This is a genomic window from Oceanobacillus halotolerans (assembly GCF_010993955.1).
Taxonomy (GTDB): Bacteria; Bacillota; Bacilli; order Bacillales; family Amphibacillaceae; genus Oceanibacillus_A; species Oceanibacillus_A halotolerans.
The window spans coordinates 185675-210249 of the sequence record NZ_WIXL01000005.1; the positions used below are offsets into that span (position 1 = coordinate 185675).

Below are 24575 nucleotides of genomic sequence, written 5' to 3' on the forward strand. Positions count from 1 at the left end.
TGCCATTTGTCACATAACGAACACTATAAATTGTATCATTACATTTGGAAATTTGTATACAATTGTGAATTCATTTAACGATCCTTCCTAGAATGAAGGGGTTGTTTCGTTTCTATTGAACCTTTTAATGCCTGTTGCATATATCCAATCCCTTTATAGCCTTTAAGTGGAAATACCATCTTATTATTTTCAAAACAGGTATTAATAATTGGTTCATATTTTTTCCCAGTTAATATAACAAGTTGGTCATATCTATTTAAACTTTTTCTATCAACTTGATCACGTAACGCCTCAATGGAAATAATTTCATTGCTTTTTTGATTAAAGGTTACATCATACGGTCCATCCACCACATCATCTGGGAACATAAAGCCATGCTTTGCTGAAAGAACAACCCAATCGTCCGTAAAAAGCTCTGCATACCCCCGACAAAGCCGGTGAAAGCGTGATAAATACACATTCTTGACAGGTGCATTTCCAACCGTTTCATCGATATCCCATATTTTTTTTCGTCCACAAGGGATAATGCTTAATTGTGTCATTTTAAACCCCCCTCCCTATTGTATAAAATTATTATAGCATGTCTCATCTAACCTACTATCCGCGCCTATAAAAAAATATCTCGAATTAGGACTTCTTTTGTTGACATCTAACTTTTATCAATATATACTTGGTTACATAAAGTAAGTAACATATTAAAAATTACTGGAGGAGATTTTATGACAAAAGCAGTTTGGAATGTCGACAAAGCACATAGTGAGGTAGGATTTTCAGTCAAACACATGATGATTTCAAAGGCAAAAGGATCGTTTAACGAGTTTGATGCAACCATCGAAGCAGATCCAGAAGATTTAACAGATGCAAAAATCGAATTTACGATTGATGTCAATAGTATTGATACACGTCAACAAGATCGTGATGATCATTTACGTTCAGCAGATTTCTTTGATGTAGAAAACTATCCAAAGGTGGAATTTGTTGCAACAGATATTAAAAAGAAATCAGACAATAACTATGATGTAACAGGAGACTTAACGCTTAAAGGCACGACAAAACCGGTCACACTTGATGTTGTGGTAGAAGGACCAAGTAAAGATCCAATGAGTGGCAATGAAGCTGCTGGTTTCAGTGGAAGCACTAAAATTAACCGTAAAGACTTTGGTCTAACATGGAATGTAGCTGTTGAAACTGGTGGTGTGCTTGTAGGTGAAGAAGTAACCATTAATTTTGAAATTGAAGCACATAAACAGGCATAATTCGTTAAAATCCACAATAAATTATAAGGAGCATTATTTTCGGGAACAATAGAAAATAATGCTCCGTTTTTTTATGAAAATTTTTATCTAGTAGTATTCATAAATGATATAGGAGATAAACATATTATAAGTAGATGCGAAGTTTACGAATACATCTAAAGGAGGAACTAACATGGCGCTTAATGTTGCGCAAAAATTAATTAAAGACCATTTAGTATCTGGCACGATGGAACCTGGTGAAGAAATTGGTTTAAAAATTGACCAAACATTAACACAGGATGCTACTGGTACGATGGTCATGTTAGAACTAGAAGCAATGGGTTTAGATTATGCTAAAACAGAGGCTTCTGCACAGTATGTCGATCATAACCTAATTCAAGTGGATAGTAAAAACCCTGATGATCATCTATTTCTAGAAAGTGCATCCAAACGTTTTGGACTTCACTTTAGCCGTCCAGGAAATGGGGTAAGCCATCCAGTTCACATGCAACGCCTTGCGAAACCAGGCAAAACATTACTAGGATCAGATTCCCACACATGTGCAAATGGTTGTATGGGAATGCTGGCAATGGGTGCAGGTGGAATTGATGTTGCAATGGCGATAAGTGGTGAACCGGTTTATATTAAAATGCCACAAGTATTCGGTATCAAAGTGACCGGTAAATTACCAGACTGGGTAAGTGCGAAAGATGTTATTTTTGAATTACTACGACGCTATGATGTCAAAGGTGGCGTAGGAAAAATTATTGAGTTTTACGGTCCCGGTCTAAAGAATTTATCTGCAATGGACCGTCATGTAATTGCAAATATGGGTGCAGAACTTGGTGCAACGACAACTGTCTTCCCTTCTGATAACGAAATTAAGCGATTTTTAAGAACACAAGACCGTGAAGAAGATTGGACTGAATTAATAGCAGATCGAAATGCAGATTATGATCTACACGATGAAATTGACCTTTCCACTCTAGAACCAATGGTTGCGAAACCGTCTAGTCCTGGTAATGTTGTTCCAGTAACAGAAATCGAAGGAACACCAATATATCAGTCTTATATTGGATCATCTGCTAACCCTGGATTTCGTGATTTTGCTATTGCTGCTGAGATGGTAAAAGATCGCGCAATAGCAGACGGAATATCCTTTGATATTAATCCTACATCGAGACAAATGCTAACCGAATTAGTGCAAGAATCACACATTGCAAGCTTCTTACAATCAGGTGCTCGCTTACATCAAGCTGGGTGTAATGGATGTATCGGAATGGGGCAAGCGCCCGCAACAGGACGAAACAGCCTACGTACAACACCACGTAACTTCCCAGGTCGATCAGGTACACCTGAAGACAGTGTTTACCTAAGTGGTCCGGAAGTTGCGGCAGCATCAGCACTTAAAGGTGTTATTACCGATCCGCGCAAACTAGAATTTCCATACCCAACCGTTAAAGAGGCCAAAAATACAAAAGTGGATGAAGGTCTATTAGATAAACCACTTCCCGTAGAAGAAGCCAGACAAGTGGAAATCCAAAAAGGACCAAATATTGTATCTATCCCTAATATGGATGAATTACCAGATAAATTAGAGGTACCAGTTTTACTAAAAGTTGGGGATAACATTTCAACCGATGAAATTTTAGCTGGTGGTGCTCGTGTTTTACCATACCGAAGCAATCTTCCGGAAATAAGTAAATTTACGTTTGAGCATGTCGACGATTCTTATGTAAAACGAGCAAAAGACCAAGGTAGCCACGCTATTGTCGGAGGGTTCAACTATGGCCAAGGATCTAGTCGTGAACATGCGGCATTAGCACCACGTTATCTTGGTCTACGAGTTGCCATCGTAAAAGATTTTGCACGGATTCATTGGCAAAACCTTGTGAACTTCGGAATTTTGCCTTTAACCTTTAAAAACGAAAAAGATTACGATCAATTAGAGCAGGGGGAAGTCCTATCCTTTAACGATCTTAAAGATCAGATCACACAAGGAAAAGATGTAACGGTTTCATTAAAAGGTTCTAATAATACAATCCTATTAGAACATGCATTATCCCCGCGTCAACAGGACATTATTATTCATGGTGGCTTAATTAATTGGGTCAAAGCAAGACAATCGTAGTTAACAACAAATGCACACGCTATTTCACTTTTGAAATGGCGTGTGTATTTTTACTTTTTCGGGAGTTTTTTTGCTGATTTGAATACTGTTGAGATTGCTCTGTTCCCATTTTGTGAGACTTTTTTCCTGATCTGGGCATTGACTACGCTCTGTTACTTATTTGCAAACTTCTCTTACTTATTTGGCAACTGATAAGTTCTAGCTATTCCCTTTTTGCCAACCTGCTTCCTGTTTCGGGCATTGACAAACAAGCTTAGTTACTTATCCTTATTTACAAGCTTTCTGGCTAGTTTCGTCAATGATAAATTCCCATAAATTATACGAATGCTTATCTTCTTTTTTATTAGTAAAAAACATTCATTTTAATTGGCATTTGTCATTTTTACAAATTTATTTTCATAAAAGCGTTTTTTCTTCTCATTCCCAGTTACATCAAAGAAGGCAATCACATCAGCTAAAGCATTTTCAAGTAATTCCCTGTCATTTGCTTTTTCTAATTTTTCAATGGCTCGTTCATAATTCTGGCCAGCTTTCGATTTATTCGATTTCTCTTTATGCTCCAGGCAGTACGCATATTGCATGTAAATCATTCCTACTTTTCGAGCAGAAGCTTCTGGAATTTTTTCATACATAGTTAACGCTTCTTTGTAATAAGGAACTGCTTCTTCTAGTTTCGATTGATCAAAATAATAGAACGCCATTTCCGTCATTGCCTCAGCATGTACCATCGTGCTTTCTAATGAGGATTCAGGCAACAAATTTAATGCCTTTTCTAAGTATGGAAAAGCTTGTTCATTTTTTTCTTCACTTCCATAAGTCTTCGCAATGCTAACAAGACTATTAATCTTCATATTAAGATGTTCCTCACCTGCTAATACAATTACTTCTTCTAAATAGGCTACAGCATTCTCTGCATCATTTCGCATTGTATAGAGCATGCCGATTTTAAAGTGCAAATAAAGAATCATATAAGCATCTCGTCTGTCGTCCTCCTGAAAATATGTAAGACCTTGTTTATAATATTTAATCGCACGTGGAAGTTTTTCTAAATTTTCTTCTGCTTCTCCTAACACTAAATAACCACGTGCTAGCTTAATTCGATCTGTTTCTTCCTCTTGCTCCATTTGCGTTACAGCTTCTGATGTAATACGGCGAGCTAATTTATAGTCACTCATAAAGGCTAGTTCACCTAATAATATTAACTCACTGCTTGTTTGGGCTGTTTTATCCTGATACAATCCTCGGATGATGTCACTTGCTGCCCGATTTTCTCCAATTTGTGCATGACAAATTGCTTCAACTTTTAATAGTTTTTGTATTAGTTTCGCATTATCACCTTCATAAGACTCCCGAAACGCTTTTGATTTGGATAAAACATTTGGAAAATGATTTCGTTTAAATTCCTCAATAATGGTTGTTAATGCTTCCTCGTCCTCACTATTAGTCTTATCTTGTAATAGATCATCTATATTAATAATATCCATATCCGTCATTCTTTCACCCTCTAGAAGTAGTGTACAATTTTTACTTTACAACATTACAATGTCACCTACAAATTATCTCCAATCCTATAATAAACTAAACATAATGGAAGTGTCGAACATGATAATTGTTTAGTATGATAAAGCTTAACTCATTCGGTTGGGGTTTCCTCGAATGTTAGTTGAACTTATCTCACTTTTACTGGCAGTTATCCCCACTTATATTTCTTTGTTTCTCAAAGTCTTAAAGGGGTGCTTACTGCCAGTTAACACGTGATAGATGGTCATAATATATTGGAATACGCTCTACTCATTACTTTTCAATAATTTTTCATACTTACCAATTAACCACTTTAATAGAGGAAATACGTCATGTGTTGTCAGATGGAGTGGAATCGGGGATTACTTATACCTATCACTGTCATTTTAATAGCTAATTACTTTTCGTTTGAATCGACCTAGAGGAGTAAATATCAACCTGTAAATTCCCATTCTTTGCGATTGCACGAATGAAAATAGGCTCATTATACATGTTGGTAAAAACAAAATCAGGACCATACCAACTTACTGTTGCATCTTTGCCAGGTGGAACATATGGAACATCGCGACTATGTGAATATCGCTCGACTATTTCAATTCCTTCTAAATCCACTGCATTGAATAGGGTGGAAGAAACTTGGCAAATACCCCCACCAATATCTTCTGCTAGCTCCCCTTTTACAATTACAGGAGCTCGCTTATACCCTTTTTCTTCCGTTCTTTTGCCAACAACTTTGTTAAACGAAAAGGTCTCCTTTGGAAATAAAACATAATTATTAATTGCTTCGGTTGCAAGCTTTACGTTATGGGACCGCTCTTGATTTTGCTCTCGATATTTTGTGGTGTATGTACTTAGTTTATTTGTTGTGATTTCATCTAGTAATGTGGCGTGTATCCGTGGCTTGATAGGTTTTGTTGGTATTTTGATTTGATTAGAATTCCTAGTATAAAATCGTTTCCATAATTCCATTTGAAACCGATTTTGATCTAACGTTACTCCTTTTTGTCCCTCTATAATGTTACCTACTTCATCTAGGTATGCATTTTCTGGTTTTTCATAAATAATAGAGGCAATATATTCCTCTAAGAACTCTACCTTTTTTTCATCTATAAAAATAGGATCAATCATCTTTAGAGCATAATCCTCTAATTCGATCGTTTCAATCTTATCATCATTATCCATTAGAGAAACTGATTCTGCAAATGCTTGTCCTGGTATCCAACTAAAGCATATACATAGGAAAAAAATGAATCGCATGACCAGGCCTCCTCTTTTACCTTGTAGTATTCGAAAAAGAGGATTTTCTATGTATAAGTGGTCACCAAAAAACCATCCTGCTTTGATAAGCAAGATGGTATGAATAGACTTAACGGAAATCCCTCGTGTCCTCCAATGTACGTGCAGAAATAGCATATCCCACGACTGCGGCTAACGCTGCTAATACAAAATATAATGTACTTTTTTTCATGAAACATTCCCTCCTCTTATAAAGTGAAGCTTCAATTAGTGGGGGTTCCCTTCCCTCCCCCACCGATTGTTAGTTGAACGAATCGGACATTTACGGTCAGTTTGATCCCCCACTTATCTTTCTTGGATCTCCTAAGAAATCTTGAAGTGGTGGGCTTACTTTCCGTTACATGCGGGATAAACAAATGGTACTCATTCGTGAATTAGAACGGGCGGATTTTTCCTTTTTTAAGGAATAGTTTCGGACCACCAAGCATGAATACATAACGGTTATCTACCACTTTTTTCATTGCTGCAGCTGTTTTACCATATAATTTACGATCAAAAACAGTTCCCATTGCATCCGTTATACCTAATGATGCCACAGTTCCTTTGTCATCAAATACGAATTTTTCTAATGGTTGATTATTAAGTAGTGCGTAAAGATTATTTGCACACGTATCAGCATGCTGAATTGCTGCTTGAGCAGTTGGTGGGAACGGACGACCTTCTGCTTCATTCATGACCCATGCACAATCACCAATGATAAAAATATCTTCTTCACCAGGTGCACGTAGATCGCCATCTACTGTTACTTTTCCTTTTGTTATCTCAAAACCAGATTCGGCTAATACAGGACTACCTTTTACGCCACCTGTCCAAACAATAGTACCGGCTTTGATTTCTTCATTATCATCCCCGACAATAAAGGCATCTTCTGTACATTCTTTAATCGCTGCACCTTCTCTAAATTCAACCCCACGTGATTGAAGCGAACTTTTTGCATATGCAACTAATTCTTTATCAAAGCCAGGCATAATAGATGGAGCTGCTTCTACATTGATAATACGCGCTTTACTACGTTCAACATCATATTTTTTGCAAAGCTCTGGAATTTTTTCTGCTAATTCCCCAACAAACTCAACACCTGTGAATCCACCACCGCCAACAAGAATATTTAAGCTATCCTCATCTGCTTCTGGATCATTGTTGTATTTAGCAAATTGATACTCAATATGTTCGTAAATATAACGGCAGGAATCAATGTCTTGAATAAAGAACGCATTTTCTTCCATTCCTTTGATTCCAAAAGTATTGGTTTCAAAGCCTAATGATATTACTAAGTAATCATAACTTAATTCACTATTTTCCAACACAACTTGTTTTTCTTCTTTGTTGACTTTTACAACTGAATCATAAATTAATCGAACACGGTTAGGATTAATGACATCTTTAATCATTACCCTTGCTTGGTTTGGATTAATGGTACCAGCCGCAACTTCATGTAGCCAAGTTGTTTGGTAGTGATAATTGTGCTTATTGACGAGCACAATCTCCGCTTCTTCAGCTCCAAATTTTTGGGTTAATCGTTTAGTCGTCATCATCCCAGCATATCCTGCCCCAAGGACAACGATTCTTGGTTTGTTTGCATTCATTTACATGCTCCTTCCTTTTCCTCTATAATTTTTAATAAGTACAAAGTATAAAGAATAACAATTGGGCTATATAACTATCATAGCAAATATTTTCTAGAAGGGCTAATAAATCAGTATATTTTACAACGAAAATGCAGTATTTGCCAATAAATCATGATTGATATCACGTTTTAAGTTTAGAAAAACTCGCATTCGCTCGTCCTTTAGCGAATGTGTTTAGTTTTTCTTATACTTAGGACATTAAAATTTTAGCAACGTCTAGTCTTCTTCTTAGCTAAAATTTTATACTTTCCTAACGTGTAAAAAAGGAGGTAGATTATATGGAAAATTTATTCATTACCCAAAATGATCCAGATGTCATCACATTAAAAGAACGGGATCCACTTATGGAAAAACTCATCACTATTATTGGTGATTTTACCGTTTCCATGCGAACAGATTATTTCCAGTCACTTGTACGGTCTATTGTTGGACAGCAAATATCCGTGGCAGCAGCATCTGCCATCTATCAGCGACTATTAGAAACTGTAAACGGCCAGCTCACTCCTCACCAAATCTATCAGATGGACAACCAAACCTTACGAAGTGCTGGTCTAACAGGTCGTAAATTGTCTTACATTCAGGATTTAGCCAGTAAAATTGAAAAAAGGGAATTACATTTGTATCAGTTAAACAAGGAAGATAATACTACTGTTTTAAAACAATTAACGAGTATTAAAGGGGTTGGCAGATGGACGGCAGAAATGTTTCTTATCTTTTCGCTAGGAAGAATGAATGTTTTAGCGGTTGATGATATTGGACTGCAGCGTGGTGCACAATGGCTCTACCAAGTCGACCAGTCGAAGCGTCGCACTATCTTACAAGAAAAAGCATCATCATGGGATCCGCACCTTACCATTGCCTCTTTATACTTATGGAAGATTGTCGATCTTGGTTATATTCATAAGTATGATTCCATTGATGATATTATTATCAACTAGCATGCACCAGCATAAAACACTTTTATTCCTTAGATGGTAACAAGAAGATAAGGTTTGCTTGTGTTCCTTTTGATAATTCAGGAGAGTCAACCATTTCTTCTCAGGTATGGATTTTTAAATAAACCGAATAAAATAGCGAGCACCAGTGTTATAGGACCCCGAGAAATCGGCGTGATAGACTTTGCCACTCCCAAACTTGGCAAGGTTTTTTTTCGTCTAGGAAATTATAAAAAAATTAAACCTGTGGATAACTAAAAAAAGAAAGAACAGCCTCTTCCAGCTCCAGTGCTAAAGCTGTAGAGAGACTTCCCCCACCAACTGGCGAGCAACAATCGGTGTTATCAAAAGATAAAGTGAAGAGCAAAAGAAATAAAGACCTTAGCGACTAACCCCCACTAAATTGAAGATTTTAAAGGGGTTAGTCACTAATTTTTGTTCAATCGTCAGTTATAAGTCATTATGCAAATTAAGATTGACAAAAAACCGTCCAGACGGTATACTAAAATTAGAAATAAAAAGAAGGAGAAAATTATGGCAAGTTCTAATACAAAACAAGCTATTATGAATGCAGCAGCACAAATTATTCACCAAGATGGGATTTTAGAGATGACACTAGAAAGCGTAGCAAAACAGGCAGACCTTAGTAAAGGTGGGTTACTTTATCATTTTCCCTCAAAAGAAGATCTAGTAAAAGGGTTAGTTGATCACCAAATGCAAGTTTATATGGAGAATATTAAAGCTGGAGCAGAAAATGATACAACGAACAAAGGAAAATGGACTCGTTCCTTTATTCAGGAAACATTTCGGCAAAGTACTTCTAACAAAGAATTGGATGCTGGATTATTAGCTGCGATTGCCTATGATCCTAATTTATTAAACCCCATTCAAGAAGCCTATCAACATTGGCAGCAACAAATTGAAGAAGATGAATTAGATCCTGTAAAGGCCACTATTCTTCGACTCGCCGTTGATGGTTTATGGTTTTCAGAGATATTCGGATTAGCTCCATTAGCGAAAGAATTAAAGGAAGAGGTGCTTCATGAGCTAATTACGTTAAGTAAGGGGGAATAATGTATGGCTTATATTTATTTATTACTAGGTGTTATAGCAGAGGTTTTCGGAACTACGATGTTGAAACTATCGGATGGATTTACAAAAGTGCTCCCAGTGATTGGAGGACTCGGCGGTTTCATCATAGCACTGTTTTTTTTAGCTTTGTCGTTTAAGTCTATTCCATTAAGTGTTGCATATGCTACCTGGTCTGGTCTTGGTACAGCAGGAGCTGTAATATTAAGTATTCTCATATGGAAAGACAAAATAAATATATCTGGTGTGTTTGGCATATTATTAATTATTACTGGTATTGTGTTGCTCAATTCAATCGGGACAACTCAAGAAGCAGTCAAACTACCAATCGAAGAAACAAATTAACACCAAAGTGAGGGAGTCTTCATTTACCTCGTATCCAAAGAAAAATATAACTATTCTCTCTAGAAGGCTTGGATCAAAAGAATCCAAGCCTTCATTAACGCTTATACTGGTCTAACGGTTACTTCATTCACATTTACGTAATCAGGTTGGGTTACACTGTATACAACAGCACGAGCTATATCTTCTGGCTGTAGCGGTTTTCGGTCTTTTGGCGAGTTAGTCAGGATAGCTGTATCGACTTGTCCAGGAGAGATATTGGTAACGCGGATTCCTGTTCTAGCTAGCTCCTTCTCTAAACCCATTGAAATAGCTCTTACAGCAAATTTTGTTGCACTATATACCGTCCCTTTCTTTGCTGCTTCTAGTCCAGATACTGAAGCAATATTTACAATATGTCCTACAGAGCGGTCCAGCATTCCAGGAAGAACTGCATTAATTCCATATAGTACCCCTTTTATATTAACATCAATCATCTGGTCCCAGTTCTTTACCTCGCCATCTTTAATGGTTGATGAAAGAACAGCTCCTGCATTGTTTACCAATATATCAACAGGACCAAATTCTTTCACAGCTTTTGCTACCATACTTTCAACACTATCCCGATCCGTTACATCTGTTTCTGCAGCTAATGCTTGTCCTTTTCCATCTGATTGAATTGCTGTTACTACTTCCGATAACCTTTCCTTCCGGCGAGCCGCTAAGAGGACATTCGCTCCTTGGCTAGCTAACCGTTTAGCTACTGATTCACCAATACCACTACTAGCTCCCGTTACAATCGCAGTTATTCCATTTAAATCCATCATCAACCTACCTCCATCATGTTATGATTCAGTCAATCAGCTAATCGTTGCTGCAAAAAATTTAAATTTGTATAATAATGGTTTTACCTAGATAGAATATTTACCTTGTATCCAAATTATACAATAATTCTCAAAGGAATATCATGTTAGAAACATCCACATTAAAAATCCTATGGAGCAAAGACAAAGCTCCATAGGACATCCAGCCATTTTATTTATCGTCTGAATCCGTTGAATCATCGTCAGATTTATGCAATGCACCTGGTGGTGTGTCGTGAATATAAGGAGGTGCAGGACGAAGCTTTGGTTTATCCCCAAACGGTACTGGGTTTTCGTAGTAGCTAAACTGGCCACATCCATCAATACTTGGTCCATGTGCTCAAAGACCTTTGGTACTCTTTGCTCCTGCAGAATTACTATAATATGTGTAAGCAACTTTATCCTTTTGCAATTCATGTGGGAATGTACTTGGTACAATGATATCCTCAATTTCCTCTAGTTCCAAACATGCTGCATACCATTGATTCTGATGCATGGTATCTCTAGCAATAAGCCAAGATAACATATCCCTTACACCAGGGTCATCGGTTTGTTCATAAAGTCGAACAGCCTGCAATCTTCCTTGTGATTCAGCATTTAAATTGGCACGGAAATCAGCCAACAAATTACCGCTTGCAATAATGTAATCTGCTGTCCAACTATTTCCTACACTATCTTTTGGTGCTGCTCCAAGGCCATGAACTATGGAATGTTGTGGGGTCGATCCACCTAATATGGCCTCGACAACCGGGTTTTTCGCAGTCTCATCTATCTCGACATCAGGAGCTCCGTCTAATAATCTAGCAATCATCGTTGCCAGCATTTCAATATGCGCTAATTCTTCTGTACCATTTTCCATTAATAAATCCCTGTATTTGTCATTACCACGCGTATTCCAACCTTGGAACAAATATTGCAATGCTACCGAAATTTTCCCAAATTGCCCACCTAAAATTTCCTGTAGCTTTTTTGCAAACACCGGATCTGGGCGTTCAGGTTTAGCATGATATTGTAATTCCTTTACATGATAAAACAAGACGCTCACTTCCTTTACATTTATTAACAGACTAGGTTAAAAACCTATCTCATATCTTTGTATTCATACTATGCAGGAATAGTGAAGGAAGCGAGTCCCTATTTTATCCTTTATGTGTCTGTTGTAGCCATACAAGCTTATTTTAGTAAAAAGGCTGTTTTCTAAAAGATTTTTGCTTTTTTATAAATATAAATCTTAATGCATAGTTGATAGATTATGCGCAGTAAATTAACGCCGTTGATTTCCACTTCGGACAATCGCTTTCACCAGGGACATAAGTGCCCATGGTGAAAGCGAAGTGTATTTCCGTAGCGGAAATTATAGCTGAAACTACTTTAAGACGCATAATATAGAAGATACGACGTTAAAAAGCAACAAAGAATGCGAAAAGAACCTAGAACTTTTCGACATCCACTTATTGAACAACATAGGATTAACCTACTTAATGATTATAACTTTTTATCAGAATCTTTAACTCAGGAAATAAACATCTACTTCTCAAATTCCATTTTCCAACTATAATAATCGTTGTCTTTATTTTTCTCATAGCGTAAATAGGCATTGAATTTTTTGCCTTTTTTACTCGTTAGTCCTTTTACATATGCTTTTTGATGTTGTAGTAGTTCTTTCACCATCGTTTTCGTCACTCTTTTTTTCATCGTACGTAAATACTTATCATTTTTCCAAATCACAAACTTGCAACCGTTTTTCCAATTGCTACATCCAAACCCTTTACTACCTTCAATTACGTTCTTCCCACACTGAGGACAGGTTCCGATTACTTGTTTTGTATATTGCTTCTTACGGGAAACTTCATGGATCGTCACCTCTTTATCATGTTTCACTGTTTCGACAGATTTAGTTGTAAAGCTAAAAATAAACTGTAAAAACTCCTTCTTACTTAAATTTCCGTGTTGTATATCCGATAAGGCCTTCTCCAAGCGTCCAGTAAATTGTAAATTAAAAAGATCCTTGACTGGAAATGTATCAACAAGCTTCTTCCCTAACTCCGTACATACAAGATTTTTTTGTTTTGTTGTAATATACCCAACATCTTTGAGCTTCTTGATTGTCTCTGCTCTTGTAGCTGGGGTCCCAATACTGAACCCTGCTAACACATGCTCCATCGTCTCTTCTGAATCTGCTTCTTTCACATTTTTTCCGCATGTTTCCATAACTCGTAATAATGTTTTTTCCGTATGATGTTTCGGAGGTTTCGTCACATGGGATGTTACCGTTGAATCGATTACCTCAACAAGATCCCCCTTCTCGATTACTGGTAGGAGGGTTTCTTTTGTTTGAATCTTTTCTACCTTTTTCCACCCTTCTATCAATTGGACTCTTCCCTTAGATGCAAAAATGCCTTTCACTCCATCAACTTTTGTTATGATCTTTGTTTCTTCATATACTGCTAATGGCATGAATTGCATAATAAAACGATTTTTAATAGCGGTATAAACGATTTCTTCATCACTTGTTAAACGTCTTGGTTTTAGATAGGTAGGAATAATCGCACTATGACTTTCTACCTTCGAGTTATTAAATATCCGTTTTGATTTTCGAAACTGAATGTCATCACAATAGGGAACGTCTTCTGCTAATGTTTTTAACACCTTTTTCGTTTTCCCTACTAAACTCTCTTCTAAGGCAGTACTTGCTGTTCGTGGGTATGTAATGTATTTTTTCTCATATAAGGATTGTGCGACCTTTAACACTTTAGCGGATGTCCATCCTTTATATTTATTAGTAATGTATCCTTGTAAGTTTGAAAGATTAAATAAGAATGGAGGATATTCTTTCTTTTTTACAACCTGTTTCTCCATAATAGTGGCTGTTTTTTGTTGGACGGCAGCCTGAATCGGTTCTAATGTTTGTTTTTGTTTAAACTTTTCCTTAGAGTCTTCTACATAGGTTCCTTCATATGTTTGTTTGTCCTTCGTTTCAAACGTTGCTGTTAACTTGAAATAATCCTCTGGAACAAAATCTGCGATTTCCTGGTCACGGTCGTAAATGATTTTCAACGTAGGCAGTAATACCCGACCAATATTTAACACTTTTCCTTTTCCTTTTTGGTACTTTAAGGTGGCAACAGATGTTAAATTAATACCAATTACCCAATCAGCCCATTGTCTACTAATACCTGCGTTTCGTAGTGGAGTCATCTCCTCATTAGGTCGTAACGAATTAAGTCCATGCAACACTTCTTGTGGTGTCCATTCATTTAAAAGTAATCGGGCCACTTGCTTTTTCGGCTTTGCTCGGTAAATAATGCTATCTCCTATCAATTGCCCTTCCCTATCATAATCACATGCAGAAATAATTAGATCGACATCATTTCTTTTCATTAACCCATGTATAATACGTAATTGCTTTTTAGCACCTGGATCTGACACATCTCTTTTTCGTGGATTGCTTTTTACTTTATATTTAAAGTCAGTAGGAATAAATGGGAACTTTTCCATTTTCCACCTTGCCATATTACTATCATAGTCTTTCGCATCATACAGCTCTACCAAATGGCCAAACGCCCATGTAATCACATAGTTGTCCCCTTCATAATAGCCATCTTTTTTTGTTTTAATGTTTAATGCATCTGCTATGTTTTTAGCAACAGAAGGCTTTTCTGCAAGAATTAACTTCAATATTTATCACCTATTCTATTGTTTTATTTTAGGAAGTAGCAGGAAGGTAGAAATGGGAGGAGAGTATTCAGAAGTTGTATAAAGCTTAACTCATTCGTTCGGAATTTCCGACGCACAGGACGATTGACGTGGCGTTCTTAGTCAGCCTGCTTAGTTAACACGTAATAGAGTCATCTAATATTTTACCATAACTAGTAAAGACTATCTAAATGTTTTCATTTAGATAGTCTTTCACTCTAGATATTTAAATTGATAAGGTGGTACTGAGCTATGTTTTAGTGCTGGTGCTAGTATATAGGATCTATTACATAGTTAAATGTTCCAAGACTATCCATGCTCAGTCCAGTACCCAATGTCCTAGGAGCATTTCGCCATCCATTGGTAGGTTGAACAACATATAGGTAAACTTTCTTTTTGGCTAAGTCTTTGTGGAAGTGCCTAGTACGAAAGGGTTAATATTTTGGGGAGAATAATTTATTACAATTTAGCTACCAAAATTAAGAAAATGGGTTAGCACAGGTTGATAAGGTAATGATATCCCAACAACACTAAGTTCTATTCCAAAAACGTTGTTTGCCAATTGCGGCAACAAAATCCTTTCCGAAATCAGGATTATTTGCAGCAAAAACGACACCTTCTAAGTTATTTTCACTTGACGTTTGAATATAAGACTGTCCAGTTGTTGCAACACCAATTGGTTTATAATGTTTATATGCTTCATGGATGAAGTTCATTATGTCAGAATTAAACTTTTTTTGATTTTTAGCACTTCCACCAACTACATAGAGCGAGTCATAAAGGACAGGATATTTTGTTCGAAATGTTTCGTTTACTTCAATTTTGGTCCCATCGTTTCCTGTAACAGTACCAAGTTTATCACTAATAATATCCATAAAAACTCCATTTTGCTGTAAAATATTCAATACATTTCTAACTTCTTCTCCATTAAATCCATTGCCTATTAATACACCAACTTTTTGTGTATAAGCATAATGAGGTGTATTTAATTGGCTAATGGCGGGGGAACTTTTTGTTACTGGAACATGTGAACCTTTTGGACGATCTACGCCAAGTTCGTCGGCCATAATACATGCCATCTCTTTGTCTACGTTTGCCCACATTTCAACGTTTTGCTGCCTAACCGATTTACTTTTTGCGTATTGCAGATGGAAGATAAATGTTTCCACAAGGTCTTGCTTTTCTACGGATGATAAGCTATTCCAAAAGAGTCTAGCCTGTGAAAAGTAATCATAGAACGACTCGCTTGGACGTTCCCTCGTAATGTGTCCTTCTACTTCCCCTGGATAATGGGTATATCCACCTTCTTCAGGACTGGCTTCGGCTGGTGTATTTCCAGCTAATGAATTGTTATGATAATTTACATAATCAACATCAATCCGGTGTCTCTGATAGCTATCTCGAAGGTTATAATTCCTTTGTACAATCGGTCTGTTAACTGGGATGTCCTCAATATTTGCGGAATTTTGTCGATATAGTTCTGTATCCCTGTAAGCAATTGCTCTCCCTTGCAGGACGGGGTCGTTCGTGAAGTCAATTCCTGGAACAACATTGGCTGGATCAAATACCGACTGCTCTTCTTCTGCAAAGAAATTATCTACAAGCCGGTTTAATGTCAACTTACCGATAGTTTCAACAGGTACTTCTTCTTCTGGCCATAGTTTTGTATCATCTAATACATCAAAATCAAATTTAAATTCATCTTCTTCAGCAATTAACTGTACACCTAATTCATATTCAGGATAGGCTCCTTTTTCTATTGCCTCAATGATATCCCGTCGATGAAAATCTGGATCTACCCCTCCGATAACATTTGCTTCATCAAGTAACAATGAATGAACACCAAGTTTTGGAATCCATTTAAATCTAACAAAAGTCCCTTTTCCTTGATCATTAATGAACCAAAATGTATTGATCGGCCAGCCAGCCATCATTCGCCAGCTTCTCGGACGGCCTCGCATAGACATTAGCCACATTACCATATGAGCTGATTCCGGGTTGTTCGCGACATAATCCCAAAAACCATCTTGTGCGACAGTTGCTTGTGGGATATGTGTTATCGGATTCGGTTTAGCTGCATGCGTCACATCCATAAATTTCATGGCATCAGCCAAAATGAAAACAGGAAATTGGAGAGCCAACATATCATAATTTCCTTCTTGTGTGTAAAACTTGGTTGCAAAACCACGTATATCTACTGCTGTATCCTTCGATCCTTTGTTTCCGATAAAATTAGAGAATCGAACAAATACAGGAGTTTTGCGTCCAGCTTCTCCCAGAAAGTGAGCACTTGTAACATGTTTCATTGATTTATAACTTTCAAAGTCCCCATATACACCAAAGCCCCGAGCATGAACCACCTTTTCTGGTATTCGTTCCCGGTTAAAATGTGTCTGTTTTTTATAAAAATGAAAGTCTTGTAATAAATGCGGACCACGCTTTCCTGCTCTTAAGCTCCAGCGATCATTTGAAACTTTTACTCCATTCTCATCTGTCATCTTCTTTCCGGGACCAGTGTTTTTTACGCGATCTCGTTCCAGTTGCTCATCTTTCTTATCAACTGGTTTTTTGTTTCTGTCCTTATCCATTTAATCACCCATCCTATCTTAGAATTTTTAACACACCTTTAGATAAATATGTTTTTTTTTCTGAAATTAGAACATTTTTATGACTTAGATGGAACGTATAATTACAGCATATAGAATCATAGGACATACTTCTCCTATCTTACTTTTCCTAGTTACCTGATACTTTGAGTTAGCTTTTTGATTAGTTCAAATAGTTTTTCCAAACTGCCAGCGGTTTAGAAAGATAAGTCCAACTCCTTACTCACAATCGTAATCGGCACTTTTCCATTTAGATAAGGAAATGTATTGAGGGACCTCCCAGCCTGATTGATCATGTAAAGTATATAATGAATATAGGGGATACCAGCCTCGTAGACTGGTAACGCTTGTAAATATAAGCTTTGTCTTATAAAGTTTGCATATCCATCTAGCTTACCGCCTTTTTGGGTGTATGTAACTACTATATGAAAGGATCAATGATTAGTGCAGAGGTTAGGGAAATAAGTATTGGTTATTTCCCTTTTCTAAACAACGATACTTTTTGAAGATATTTCAAAAGATACCAAAAAGCAATATGACAGCTTTTTGCCAATAAAACTAATTAAGCCATCGCGGACAAACCAGAAGATATGACCATTACAATGAATATTTGTCGTGGTAACTATAAGTCTACCTATGCTGGCAGTGGAAGCTATGATGCTGTTGTGGAAATAGAATTCTTTTTTAGAAAAATTCGCATTCGCTCGTCTTTTAGCGAAGGTGTTAGTTTTTCTTATACTTGGGACGTAAAAATTTTAGCTACGTCGAGTCCACTTCTTGGCTAAAATTTTATACTTTCCTAACGTGCAAAAAAACTGGGTCTGTGTGATGGAAATAGCCACACAGACCCAGTTTTTTATTTTTCTCTAGTTGGAAGAAACGATTCCCTCCACTTTTTCTAGTTCTTTTCCTAAGAACTTAGCTACTTCTAACATACCGTATTTTGTATCGCTTGCCGCTTCTGCTTCACTATTGTAATTCGTATTGGTGTTAATATCATACGTGTAAAGTGTCCCATTTGCATCTTCAATAAATTCAATTCCTGCTATTTTAATATCATTTGCTGCTAACACATTTTCATATTTTTGAAGGATTGGATGGTCAAAACCTTCTCTTATTTGGAATTTTGCAGGTTCCTCTGATTCTTCTCCAACCGGACAGAATAAATCATCGATTGTGCATGCATCTGCTGGACATAATTCGAATCCTTCAGATGTATCTACACGAACTGCATAGACAAACTTTCCACCTACAAACTCACAACGCGTAATGTAAGATGCTGGAGATTCGATATATTCTTGAATCAAGGTAATCCCATCCACTGGTTCTTCAAAAGCGTCACTTTCCACATATTTTTGTAATGCTTCCACCGATTGAAACAATTGTACTCCTAAGCCTTTACCAGCACGGTTATGTTTGGTGATAAATTGTTTCCCTTCAAATGATGCCGCCGCTTTTAATAATTCTTCTTTCCCAACTGCTGCAATCGTTTTTGGAGTTTTTACACCAAACTTCTCGAGTTCGATATATTGCTTTACTTTGCTCAATTCTAGTTCTAATGCTCGTGATCCATTAATAACAACTCGACCATGCTGCTCTAACCAAGCTAAAACTGCACTCGTTAACTCTGGAGCAAAACGATTTCCTCTTGTGTGTGAAGAAGCACTCATACGATTATAGAAGATCCCTTCAGGGGGTACAGACGTTAAGTCAACCGTCCCCCTTGTTAACAACCAATCTTCATATGGAAGTTCTAATTCTTCTAATCTATTAAATAAATGTTCTGTCCATTCTTCATTTTCATGGATTACATAAATTTTTCCCATAGACACATCCCCTTTACTTAATGTTAGTTGTCGCTTTCCGTAACTCTTCTACCTTAGGCATCACTTGTTTGGAGAAACGTTCTAACTCCTCAAGTTGTGGTGAGCACTGCAACAGCAATAGATCTACACCCACTTCTTCGTATGCTAAAATTTGTTTTGCAATTTGTTCTGGTGTTCCAACAAGGTTTGGACGCAAGCCTCTATTAGAAACAGAATAATCTTGTAATTGGATTTGCTGCTCCAATTCAGACTTGGAAGTGAAATCCTTAAATCCAGCATAGCCACTTGCATCTTTTACAGTGGTAATTCGTTTTAATTCTTCTTGAGCCTCTTCTTCAGTATCTCGACAAATCACATAGGCAGCCATGCCAAATGATTGCAATGCCTCTCGACCTGTTTCTTGTCGTCGTACTTTCATATCAGCAATTTTCTGCTTTGCTTCTTCTACTGTATGCCCGTGCATCACATATGCGTCACATAAAGAAGAAATTACTTGTTTTCCTTTATTGCTTTCTCCGCCAGCATACAGGGTAGGATTTGGTTTTTGTACTGGCTTTGGCGAAAGCTTCGTTTCTTCTAAATTGTAAAATTTCCCATGGTAGGAGAATGTTTCTTCTGACCATAAGCCTTTTAAAATCTCTAAAAATTCAGTCGTCCGATCATATCGTTCATCGTGGGCTGTAAAGTCACCACCATATTGTTTGGCCTCTCCTTCCCACCAACCAGAAACCACATTTAACGTGAAACGTCCATTACTAATATGGTCAATATTTGCCGCCATTTTAGCTGTTACAGCTGGATTATGAAATACAGGACGAACTGCTGTCATAATCTCAATTTTTTCTGTAACAGCAGCTAATCCCGCCGCAGTAGACCAAGCTTCTAGCGCGTCTGCTTCAGGTCCTTTAACATCATTCAAATACAACTCTGCAATTAAGGTTGTATCATATCCCCATTTTTCTGCAGATTGGATTACCTCTTTAGCGTAATCAAAGGTAGGTGGCATATTCTCATTTTCTACATTCCGAAGCCATCCTCCAAAAATTGGTAACCAAAATCCATACTTCATTTACTCCACTCCCCTTATTTTTTCTGTAAAACGAAAAACTCTTTCCCTCGATAAGAAGAAAAGAGTGATCTAGTAAACAGATTATCCTCTTCTTATCTCTCAAGCATTTTGCTTGCTGGAATTGGCACAGTATTCTTTAAACGACGCAAAGAACCTGTTGCCGAGGCTTCCATGGGCCATATCCCTCCACCTCTCTCGATAAGAACTTAATGTTATTATTTAATTGCTTAATATGATAATAAAGTAAGGTGTTCGAAATGTCAATAAATTAATCCATAGTATACAGATATGATTAAAGTTGATATAAAAAATTGTTGCTTTTTCAAACATTAATCATACTGCATAGATGATGTATTATACGCAATAGTTTAACTTATGAATACCGCTACGGAAATACTTATACGCAGTAAGAAACCACAAGGAATTAAGGAGACAAAGCGTACAAAGCTAACCATCACAGCTGTCGCTAAAAGCTGCTTTCATTCTATTGAGTAGCAATTATGTTCACTAACTCATCTTCAATCGAAGGTCCTTGGTCTTCATCGATCAAATTATTTAACAAAATGGAAAAAGTTAATCTTCCTTCACTTTTCGTATCGACATATCCGGAAAGTGTACTAACGCCATAAATTGTTCCTGTTTTAGCTTGGACTGAATGCTCGTGCATCCGATTTCGAAGTGTTCCTCCTACCATTCGGTCTGCTTCTCCAGCCTCGGGTAATGCATTAAGATACGTTGAAAACCAATCTTTATCTTGAATGGTATACAATAGTTCGGAAAAAACATTTGCAGGAATTAAATTCATATGTGAAATACCCGAACCATCCCGCAGTACCATTGTTTCTGTATCTATTTCTAATTGTGATAGTACTTCTTCCACTACTTCTAATCCCTTTTCCCAGGTACCTTCACCTTTCTCCACTTTCCCCATCTCTTTTATCAAAATCTCCGCATGTCCATTATTACTTACTTTCATAAATGGTACCAATAGATCAGAAAGTGGCATAGAATCATGGGCGTGTAACAATTTGGCATCTTCGGGTGTTTTTCCCGATTGTTTATCACCAGTCCAAGTTATTCCTTCATTTTTTAGTGCCTCTTGAAATAAATTCATTGCATACATCGTCGGCTCCCAGACCGCCATCCATTCTTTTATAGGTGTAGAACCTGTTGGAATAGTTCCATCTATCCTAATTATATTTGTTCCATGCTGACGTTCGATGGTTAAATCTTCTTCTCTATTTTGCTCACTTGTTGTCGCATTATTTTCTATCGTTATGTAGTCTGTGGTTGGGGATACACTTACAGTAGGAGCTTCTCCAACCGTATTAGGTCGAATGGTCACAACAACTGTACCCGCATCATAATCCTGATCTGGTGATGCCGTTAATGCAGAAACTTGTGCACCATAATACCATTGTTCATCACTCCAAATTAAGTCTGGTGATAAACGTTCATCATCATACCACGTATCATCTGCAATTATATTTCCTTCTATTTTATTTATCCCCTTTTTTTGCAGTTGTTTCGCAAAATCAGCAAAATCGGAAGCCAATAACGTAGGATCTCCTTTTCCCTTTAAATAAAGGTTTCCATCAAGCACGCCATCTGTAATAGAACCTTCAGTCAATATCTCAGTCTTAAAGGTGTAATCCCCTCCCAACGTATCTAGAGCTGCTACTGCCGTAATTAACTTCATATTTGATGCTGGACGCATTCGTATATTACCAAAATGATCATACAATAGTTCACCTGTTTCTGCTGAACGAATACTAATGCCAATTAAAGAACCATCTAATATGGATTCTTGTTGTATATAATCATCCAGTTTTCCCGATAATGGTGAGGTCTTCTTATTTACAGCATTTACCACTCTACTTTCTCCTTCCTTGTTCATCTCCTCTCCTCTATCATCACTTGATGAAAATAGATTTATTATACTAATACTAATTACAATCATTGTACAAACCAATGCCATCACAAATCCTATCGTTAGTCGCTTCATAAAAACCACCTTTTTATGTTGCTTTCCCTATAGCATGATGAACGGGAATAGGAAACTTTATACGTTACTCTATTTATTCCATGATTAAGAAAATTCCCCTTTCTTTTTTTAATAAATTTGATAAAGAAAAAGGAAAAAATATACATAATCAATAGAACTAGTGGAACAATACATACGGAGTAAGGGCTAAAGGCTCAAATATATATTTTGGAGGTATTTTTTATGGCACAACAAAATCCACAACAACAATTACAGCAAGCTGTTCAACAAGCGCAAGCAGCGCAACAGGCAGTTCAACAGGCACAGGCAAATGCGGATCCTCAGCAATTACAAAATGCACAGCAACAATTACAACAAGCTGAGCAGCAAGTTCAAAATGCACAAACTCAAGCTGGTGCAAATGCACAACAAAATCAGCAACTACAACAAGCACAACAAGCTGTTCAGCAAGCACAGCAACAATTACAGCAAGCGCAACAAAACAAAACACAATAAACAAACGTACGAAAAGGGAGCCCTCACACAGAGGCTCCCTTTTTTATACGTTAGGAAAGTATAAAATTTTAATGTTCTAAGTATAAGAAAAACTAATACATTCGCTAAGAACGAGCAAATGCGAGTTTTTCTAATAAGGTCTTTTCTCATACTCACCATCGGAGTGCTATAAGTCCGACAATTACAACACCATTGAGTTCCTCTTCTGACACACGCCAGACATCACGAGCATAAAGGAGCTCGATGCGTCGTAGTATATATAAGCTTATTCATCAAGTACTTCAAAAAACAGCCTTCTATACTTATTTATCATTGCTATTTAGCCATTTGACGAGGGTGTCAGGGTGATCGATTTCTTTTATCCACTCTGGACGAATGGAAAATCCCTTTCCATGCGGATAATGATTGATAAAATAGGTATTTTGCTGTTGTGGCGTTAACATTGATTGATCACAACTAAAATAGTGGCACTGATTATCTGCCATGAATAAAAATAGTAAATTCGCTCTTGACTGTACAACATCTGAAAGTAGTTCACGATAACTTAACAGCTGCCCATAACCGATCCCATAATGCCTTGTATGTTTTTCTTCCACTAATAAGATCATATTAGGCTGCTTGTGAAAAAGGAAATAATCAATATCTACAAAACTAAATCCATTCCCCATGTGTTGCCGGAACCATTTGCTTAAAAAACTATGTTTGATGTTTTCATCTTTTATATCCTCTTTTGTTTGTACACACCATATCGGAATGGGATCCTTTATCATCTGTTTTAATAATGCTTCTTCTTCTGGCTCAACAAAACCATCTACTAAGATGAGATATCTTGTTTTCGGATTAGCATTGAATTTATACAAAGCAGATACAATATACACATTCTTCCAAACGGTTATGTCATTGGATAAATTATCCGTTATTCCATCTAAGGCTGTTGGTCTTAACCCAGTCCCTTCTGGTTTGACAGCTTGTTCTACATACTTTGATTTTGTTCGTTGTATGATATATTGCTTTAGTTGCTCACCTGTTGCCTGTACGATTCGATTGGATCGTATATTCTTCACCTTAAAAGTCATCTGGAATCCTCATTTCTTCTATTTACGCTAAGTAATGATGAATCGAATTAGGTTTCCCTAAGAAAAATCCTTGACCATACTCAACACCTAACGATTTAGCTACATTTAAATCTGCTTCTGTTTCAAATCCCTCTAAAATAAACATTGTTTCCTTTCCTAATAGCTTAACCATTAACTCAATTAAACGTTGCTTTTTGGATGATGTTGATAGATCTTTTGCAAAGTATCGATCTACTTTTGCTATATCAGGTTCAATTTCTAAAAGCGAAACTAACGAAGACTCCCCTTTTCCAATATCATCCAACGCTATGTAAAATCCTTTCTTTTTCAATCGTTCTACAACTGTTTTCAATATCGTTAAATCGGACACCTTCTCTGCCTCACTTATTTCAAACACAATCACATTCGGCTGTAGATGTAATTCATATAGGATTGCCTCTAAATGGTCATAAAATAACGGATCCATCAACGTAGAGGGAAACACATTAATAAAAAAGGGGATTTCCTGTAATGACAAGTTATCTTTTTTTAATGTCAACAATGCTTTTTTGATAGACTGCATATCAACTTGTAGTAATTGATTCTGTTCTTTCGCATACTGGAAAAAGTGCTCCGGATTTTTGAATTGCTCTGAACGTAATAACAGCTCAAATCCGTGTACTTCCTTTGTCCTAAGCTCGACGATTGGTTGGAAAACATGATAAAAATCTACTTCATTATCTAATAAAAACATATTCGACTTTTCCACGTAAATACCCCACTTTACCCATAATCATACTCTAA

At 36.9% G+C, this 24575-nt stretch carries 18 protein-coding genes, 2 pseudogenes and 1 riboswitch; of the genes and pseudogenes, 7 read left to right on the top strand and 13 right to left on the bottom strand.

Going from position 1 to position 24575, the window contains the following annotated elements; all coding sequences use genetic code 11:
- Positions 1-74: 74 nt before the first annotated feature.
- Entirely contained in the window at positions 75-542 is a 468-nt protein-coding gene (locus GHC26_RS08565; RefSeq protein ID WP_163970847.1) for a DUF6884 domain-containing protein, read from the bottom strand.
- 177 nt (positions 543-719) lie between these two features.
- Between GHC26_RS08565 and GHC26_RS08570 the strand changes: the two genes are divergently transcribed.
- Positions 720-1256, top strand: a complete 537-nt coding sequence (locus GHC26_RS08570) for a YceI family protein (RefSeq protein ID WP_163970848.1) — start codon at positions 720-722, stop codon at positions 1254-1256.
- A 172-nt stretch (positions 1257-1428) separates the two neighbouring features.
- Positions 1429-3366 carry an aconitate hydratase gene (locus GHC26_RS08575; protein WP_163970849.1) on the top strand — a complete coding sequence of 646 codons (1938 nt, stop codon included), beginning with the start codon at positions 1429-1431 and terminating at the stop codon, positions 3364-3366.
- Positions 3367-3728: 362 nt separating this feature from the next.
- Here GHC26_RS08575 and GHC26_RS08580 read toward each other — a convergent pair whose 3' ends face one another.
- The 3 genes from GHC26_RS08580 to GHC26_RS08590 form a co-directional block, all read right to left on the bottom strand.
- The gene (locus GHC26_RS08580) at positions 3729-4859 is read right to left on the bottom strand and encodes a tetratricopeptide repeat protein (protein WP_163970850.1); all 1131 of its coding nucleotides are present in this window, start codon (positions 4857-4859) and stop codon (positions 3729-3731) included.
- Positions 4860-5280: 421 nt separating this feature from the next.
- Entirely contained in the window at positions 5281-6144 is an 864-nt protein-coding gene (locus GHC26_RS08585; protein WP_163970851.1) for a VanW family protein, read from the bottom strand.
- A gap of 413 nt (positions 6145-6557) precedes the next feature.
- Positions 6558-7769: an NAD(P)/FAD-dependent oxidoreductase gene (locus tag GHC26_RS08590; RefSeq protein WP_163970852.1), complete on the bottom strand. Its 1212-nt coding sequence runs from the start codon at positions 7767-7769 to the stop codon at positions 6558-6560.
- 320 nt (positions 7770-8089) lie between these two features.
- On the opposite strand from GHC26_RS08590, the gene GHC26_RS08595 reads away from it, so the two are divergent.
- From GHC26_RS08595 to GHC26_RS08605, 3 genes are all read left to right on the top strand, one after another.
- The gene (locus tag GHC26_RS08595; RefSeq protein ID WP_163970853.1) at positions 8090-8749 is read left to right on the top strand and encodes a DNA-3-methyladenine glycosylase family protein; all 660 of its coding nucleotides are present in this window, start codon (positions 8090-8092) and stop codon (positions 8747-8749) included.
- A gap of 531 nt (positions 8750-9280) precedes the next feature.
- A complete protein-coding gene (locus GHC26_RS08600) occupies positions 9281-9820 on the top strand; it encodes a TetR/AcrR family transcriptional regulator (RefSeq protein WP_163970854.1) in 540 nt (179 codons plus the stop codon).
- A 3-nt stretch (positions 9821-9823) separates the two neighbouring features.
- Complete coding sequence (locus tag GHC26_RS08605; protein WP_163970855.1) at positions 9824-10180, top strand: DMT family transporter; 357 nt, start codon at positions 9824-9826, stop codon at positions 10178-10180.
- 101 nt (positions 10181-10281) lie between these two features.
- Here the strand turns inward: GHC26_RS08605 and GHC26_RS08610 are convergent, their stop codons facing one another.
- The 4 genes and pseudogenes from GHC26_RS08610 to GHC26_RS08625 all read right to left on the bottom strand — a co-directional run bounded on the left by GHC26_RS08610 (position 10282) and on the right by GHC26_RS08625 (position 17303).
- Entirely contained in the window at positions 10282-10983 is a 702-nt protein-coding gene (locus tag GHC26_RS08610; RefSeq protein WP_163970856.1) for an SDR family oxidoreductase, read from the bottom strand.
- A gap of 208 nt (positions 10984-11191) precedes the next feature.
- Positions 11192-12055: pseudogene (locus GHC26_RS08615) on the bottom strand (manganese catalase family protein).
- Between the two features lie 491 nt (positions 12056-12546).
- The gene (locus GHC26_RS08620; protein ID WP_163970857.1) at positions 12547-14697 is read right to left on the bottom strand and encodes a type IA DNA topoisomerase; all 2151 of its coding nucleotides are present in this window, start codon (positions 14695-14697) and stop codon (positions 12547-12549) included.
- Between the two features lie 548 nt (positions 14698-15245).
- Entirely contained in the window at positions 15246-17303 is a 2058-nt protein-coding gene (locus GHC26_RS08625; protein ID WP_163970858.1) for a catalase, read from the bottom strand.
- Positions 17304-17887: 584 nt separating this feature from the next.
- Here GHC26_RS08625 and GHC26_RS15930 point away from each other — a divergent pair.
- Positions 17888-17992 (top strand): annotated as a pseudogene (locus GHC26_RS15930) (5-methyltetrahydropteroyltriglutamate--homocysteine S-methyltransferase); the annotation flags it as partial.
- 195 nt (positions 17993-18187) lie between these two features.
- Here GHC26_RS15930 and GHC26_RS08630 read toward each other — a convergent pair.
- From GHC26_RS08630 to dacB, 3 genes are all read right to left on the bottom strand, one after another.
- Positions 18188-19147: an ATP-grasp domain-containing protein gene (locus GHC26_RS08630; RefSeq protein WP_163970859.1), complete on the bottom strand. Its 960-nt coding sequence runs from the start codon at positions 19145-19147 to the stop codon at positions 18188-18190.
- Positions 19148-19160: 13 nt separating this feature from the next.
- Entirely contained in the window at positions 19161-20216 is a 1056-nt protein-coding gene (locus tag GHC26_RS08635; protein ID WP_163970860.1) for an LLM class flavin-dependent oxidoreductase, read from the bottom strand.
- 89 nt (positions 20217-20305) lie between these two features.
- A riboswitch (SAM riboswitch) is annotated at positions 20306-20421 on the bottom strand.
- A gap of 279 nt (positions 20422-20700) precedes the next feature.
- Complete coding sequence (gene dacB, locus GHC26_RS08640) at positions 20701-22221, bottom strand: D-alanyl-D-alanine carboxypeptidase/D-alanyl-D-alanine endopeptidase (protein ID WP_163970861.1); 1521 nt, start codon at positions 22219-22221, stop codon at positions 20701-20703.
- Positions 22222-22443: 222 nt separating this feature from the next.
- Between dacB and GHC26_RS08645 the strand changes: the two genes are divergently transcribed.
- The gene (locus tag GHC26_RS08645) at positions 22444-22716 is read left to right on the top strand and encodes a hypothetical protein (protein ID WP_163970862.1); all 273 of its coding nucleotides are present in this window, start codon (positions 22444-22446) and stop codon (positions 22714-22716) included.
- Positions 22717-23018: 302 nt separating this feature from the next.
- Here GHC26_RS08645 and GHC26_RS08650 read toward each other — a convergent pair whose 3' ends face one another.
- Together GHC26_RS08650 and GHC26_RS08655 are read right to left on the bottom strand one after the other, a co-directional pair.
- Positions 23019-23792, bottom strand: a complete 774-nt coding sequence (locus tag GHC26_RS08650; protein WP_163970863.1) for a hypothetical protein — start codon at positions 23790-23792, stop codon at positions 23019-23021.
- A gap of 22 nt (positions 23793-23814) precedes the next feature.
- The gene (locus GHC26_RS08655) at positions 23815-24540 is read right to left on the bottom strand and encodes an EAL domain-containing protein (protein ID WP_163970864.1); all 726 of its coding nucleotides are present in this window, start codon (positions 24538-24540) and stop codon (positions 23815-23817) included.
- Positions 24541-24575 lie beyond the last annotated feature (35 nt).

Excerpts from the sequence above, each read along its gene's own strand:
- GHC26_RS08565 (WP_163970847.1), bottom strand. The coding sequence starts at position 542 with ATGACACAATTAAGCATTATCCCTTGTGGACGAAAAAAAATATGGGAT.
- GHC26_RS08570 (WP_163970848.1), top strand. The coding sequence starts at position 720 with ATGACAAAAGCAGTTTGGAATGTCGACAAAGCACATAGTGAGGTAGGA.
- GHC26_RS08575 (WP_163970849.1), top strand. The coding sequence starts at position 1,429 with ATGGCGCTTAATGTTGCGCAAAAATTAATTAAAGACCATTTAGTATCT.
- GHC26_RS08580 (WP_163970850.1), bottom strand. The coding sequence starts at position 4,859 with ATGACGGATATGGATATTATTAATATAGATGATCTATTACAAGATAAG.
- GHC26_RS08585 (WP_163970851.1), bottom strand. The coding sequence starts at position 6,144 with ATGCGATTCATTTTTTTCCTATGTATATGCTTTAGTTGGATACCAGGA.
- GHC26_RS08590 (WP_163970852.1), bottom strand. The coding sequence starts at position 7,769 with ATGAATGCAAACAAACCAAGAATCGTTGTCCTTGGGGCAGGATATGCT.
- GHC26_RS08595 (WP_163970853.1), top strand. The coding sequence starts at position 8,090 with ATGGAAAATTTATTCATTACCCAAAATGATCCAGATGTCATCACATTA.
- GHC26_RS08600 (WP_163970854.1), top strand. The coding sequence starts at position 9,281 with ATGGCAAGTTCTAATACAAAACAAGCTATTATGAATGCAGCAGCACAA.
- GHC26_RS08605 (WP_163970855.1), top strand. The coding sequence starts at position 9,824 with ATGGCTTATATTTATTTATTACTAGGTGTTATAGCAGAGGTTTTCGGA.
- GHC26_RS08610 (WP_163970856.1), bottom strand. The coding sequence starts at position 10,983 with ATGATGGATTTAAATGGAATAACTGCGATTGTAACGGGAGCTAGTAGT.
- GHC26_RS08625 (WP_163970858.1), bottom strand. The coding sequence starts at position 17,303 with ATGGATAAGGACAGAAACAAAAAACCAGTTGATAAGAAAGATGAGCAA.
- GHC26_RS08630 (WP_163970859.1), bottom strand. The coding sequence starts at position 19,147 with ATGGGAAAAATTTATGTAATCCATGAAAATGAAGAATGGACAGAACAT.
- GHC26_RS08635 (WP_163970860.1), bottom strand. The coding sequence starts at position 20,216 with ATGAAGTATGGATTTTGGTTACCAATTTTTGGAGGATGGCTTCGGAAT.
- dacB (WP_163970861.1), bottom strand. The coding sequence starts at position 22,221 with ATGAAGCGACTAACGATAGGATTTGTGATGGCATTGGTTTGTACAATG.
- GHC26_RS08645 (WP_163970862.1), top strand. The coding sequence starts at position 22,444 with ATGGCACAACAAAATCCACAACAACAATTACAGCAAGCTGTTCAACAA.
- GHC26_RS08650 (WP_163970863.1), bottom strand. The coding sequence starts at position 23,792 with ATGACTTTTAAGGTGAAGAATATACGATCCAATCGAATCGTACAGGCA.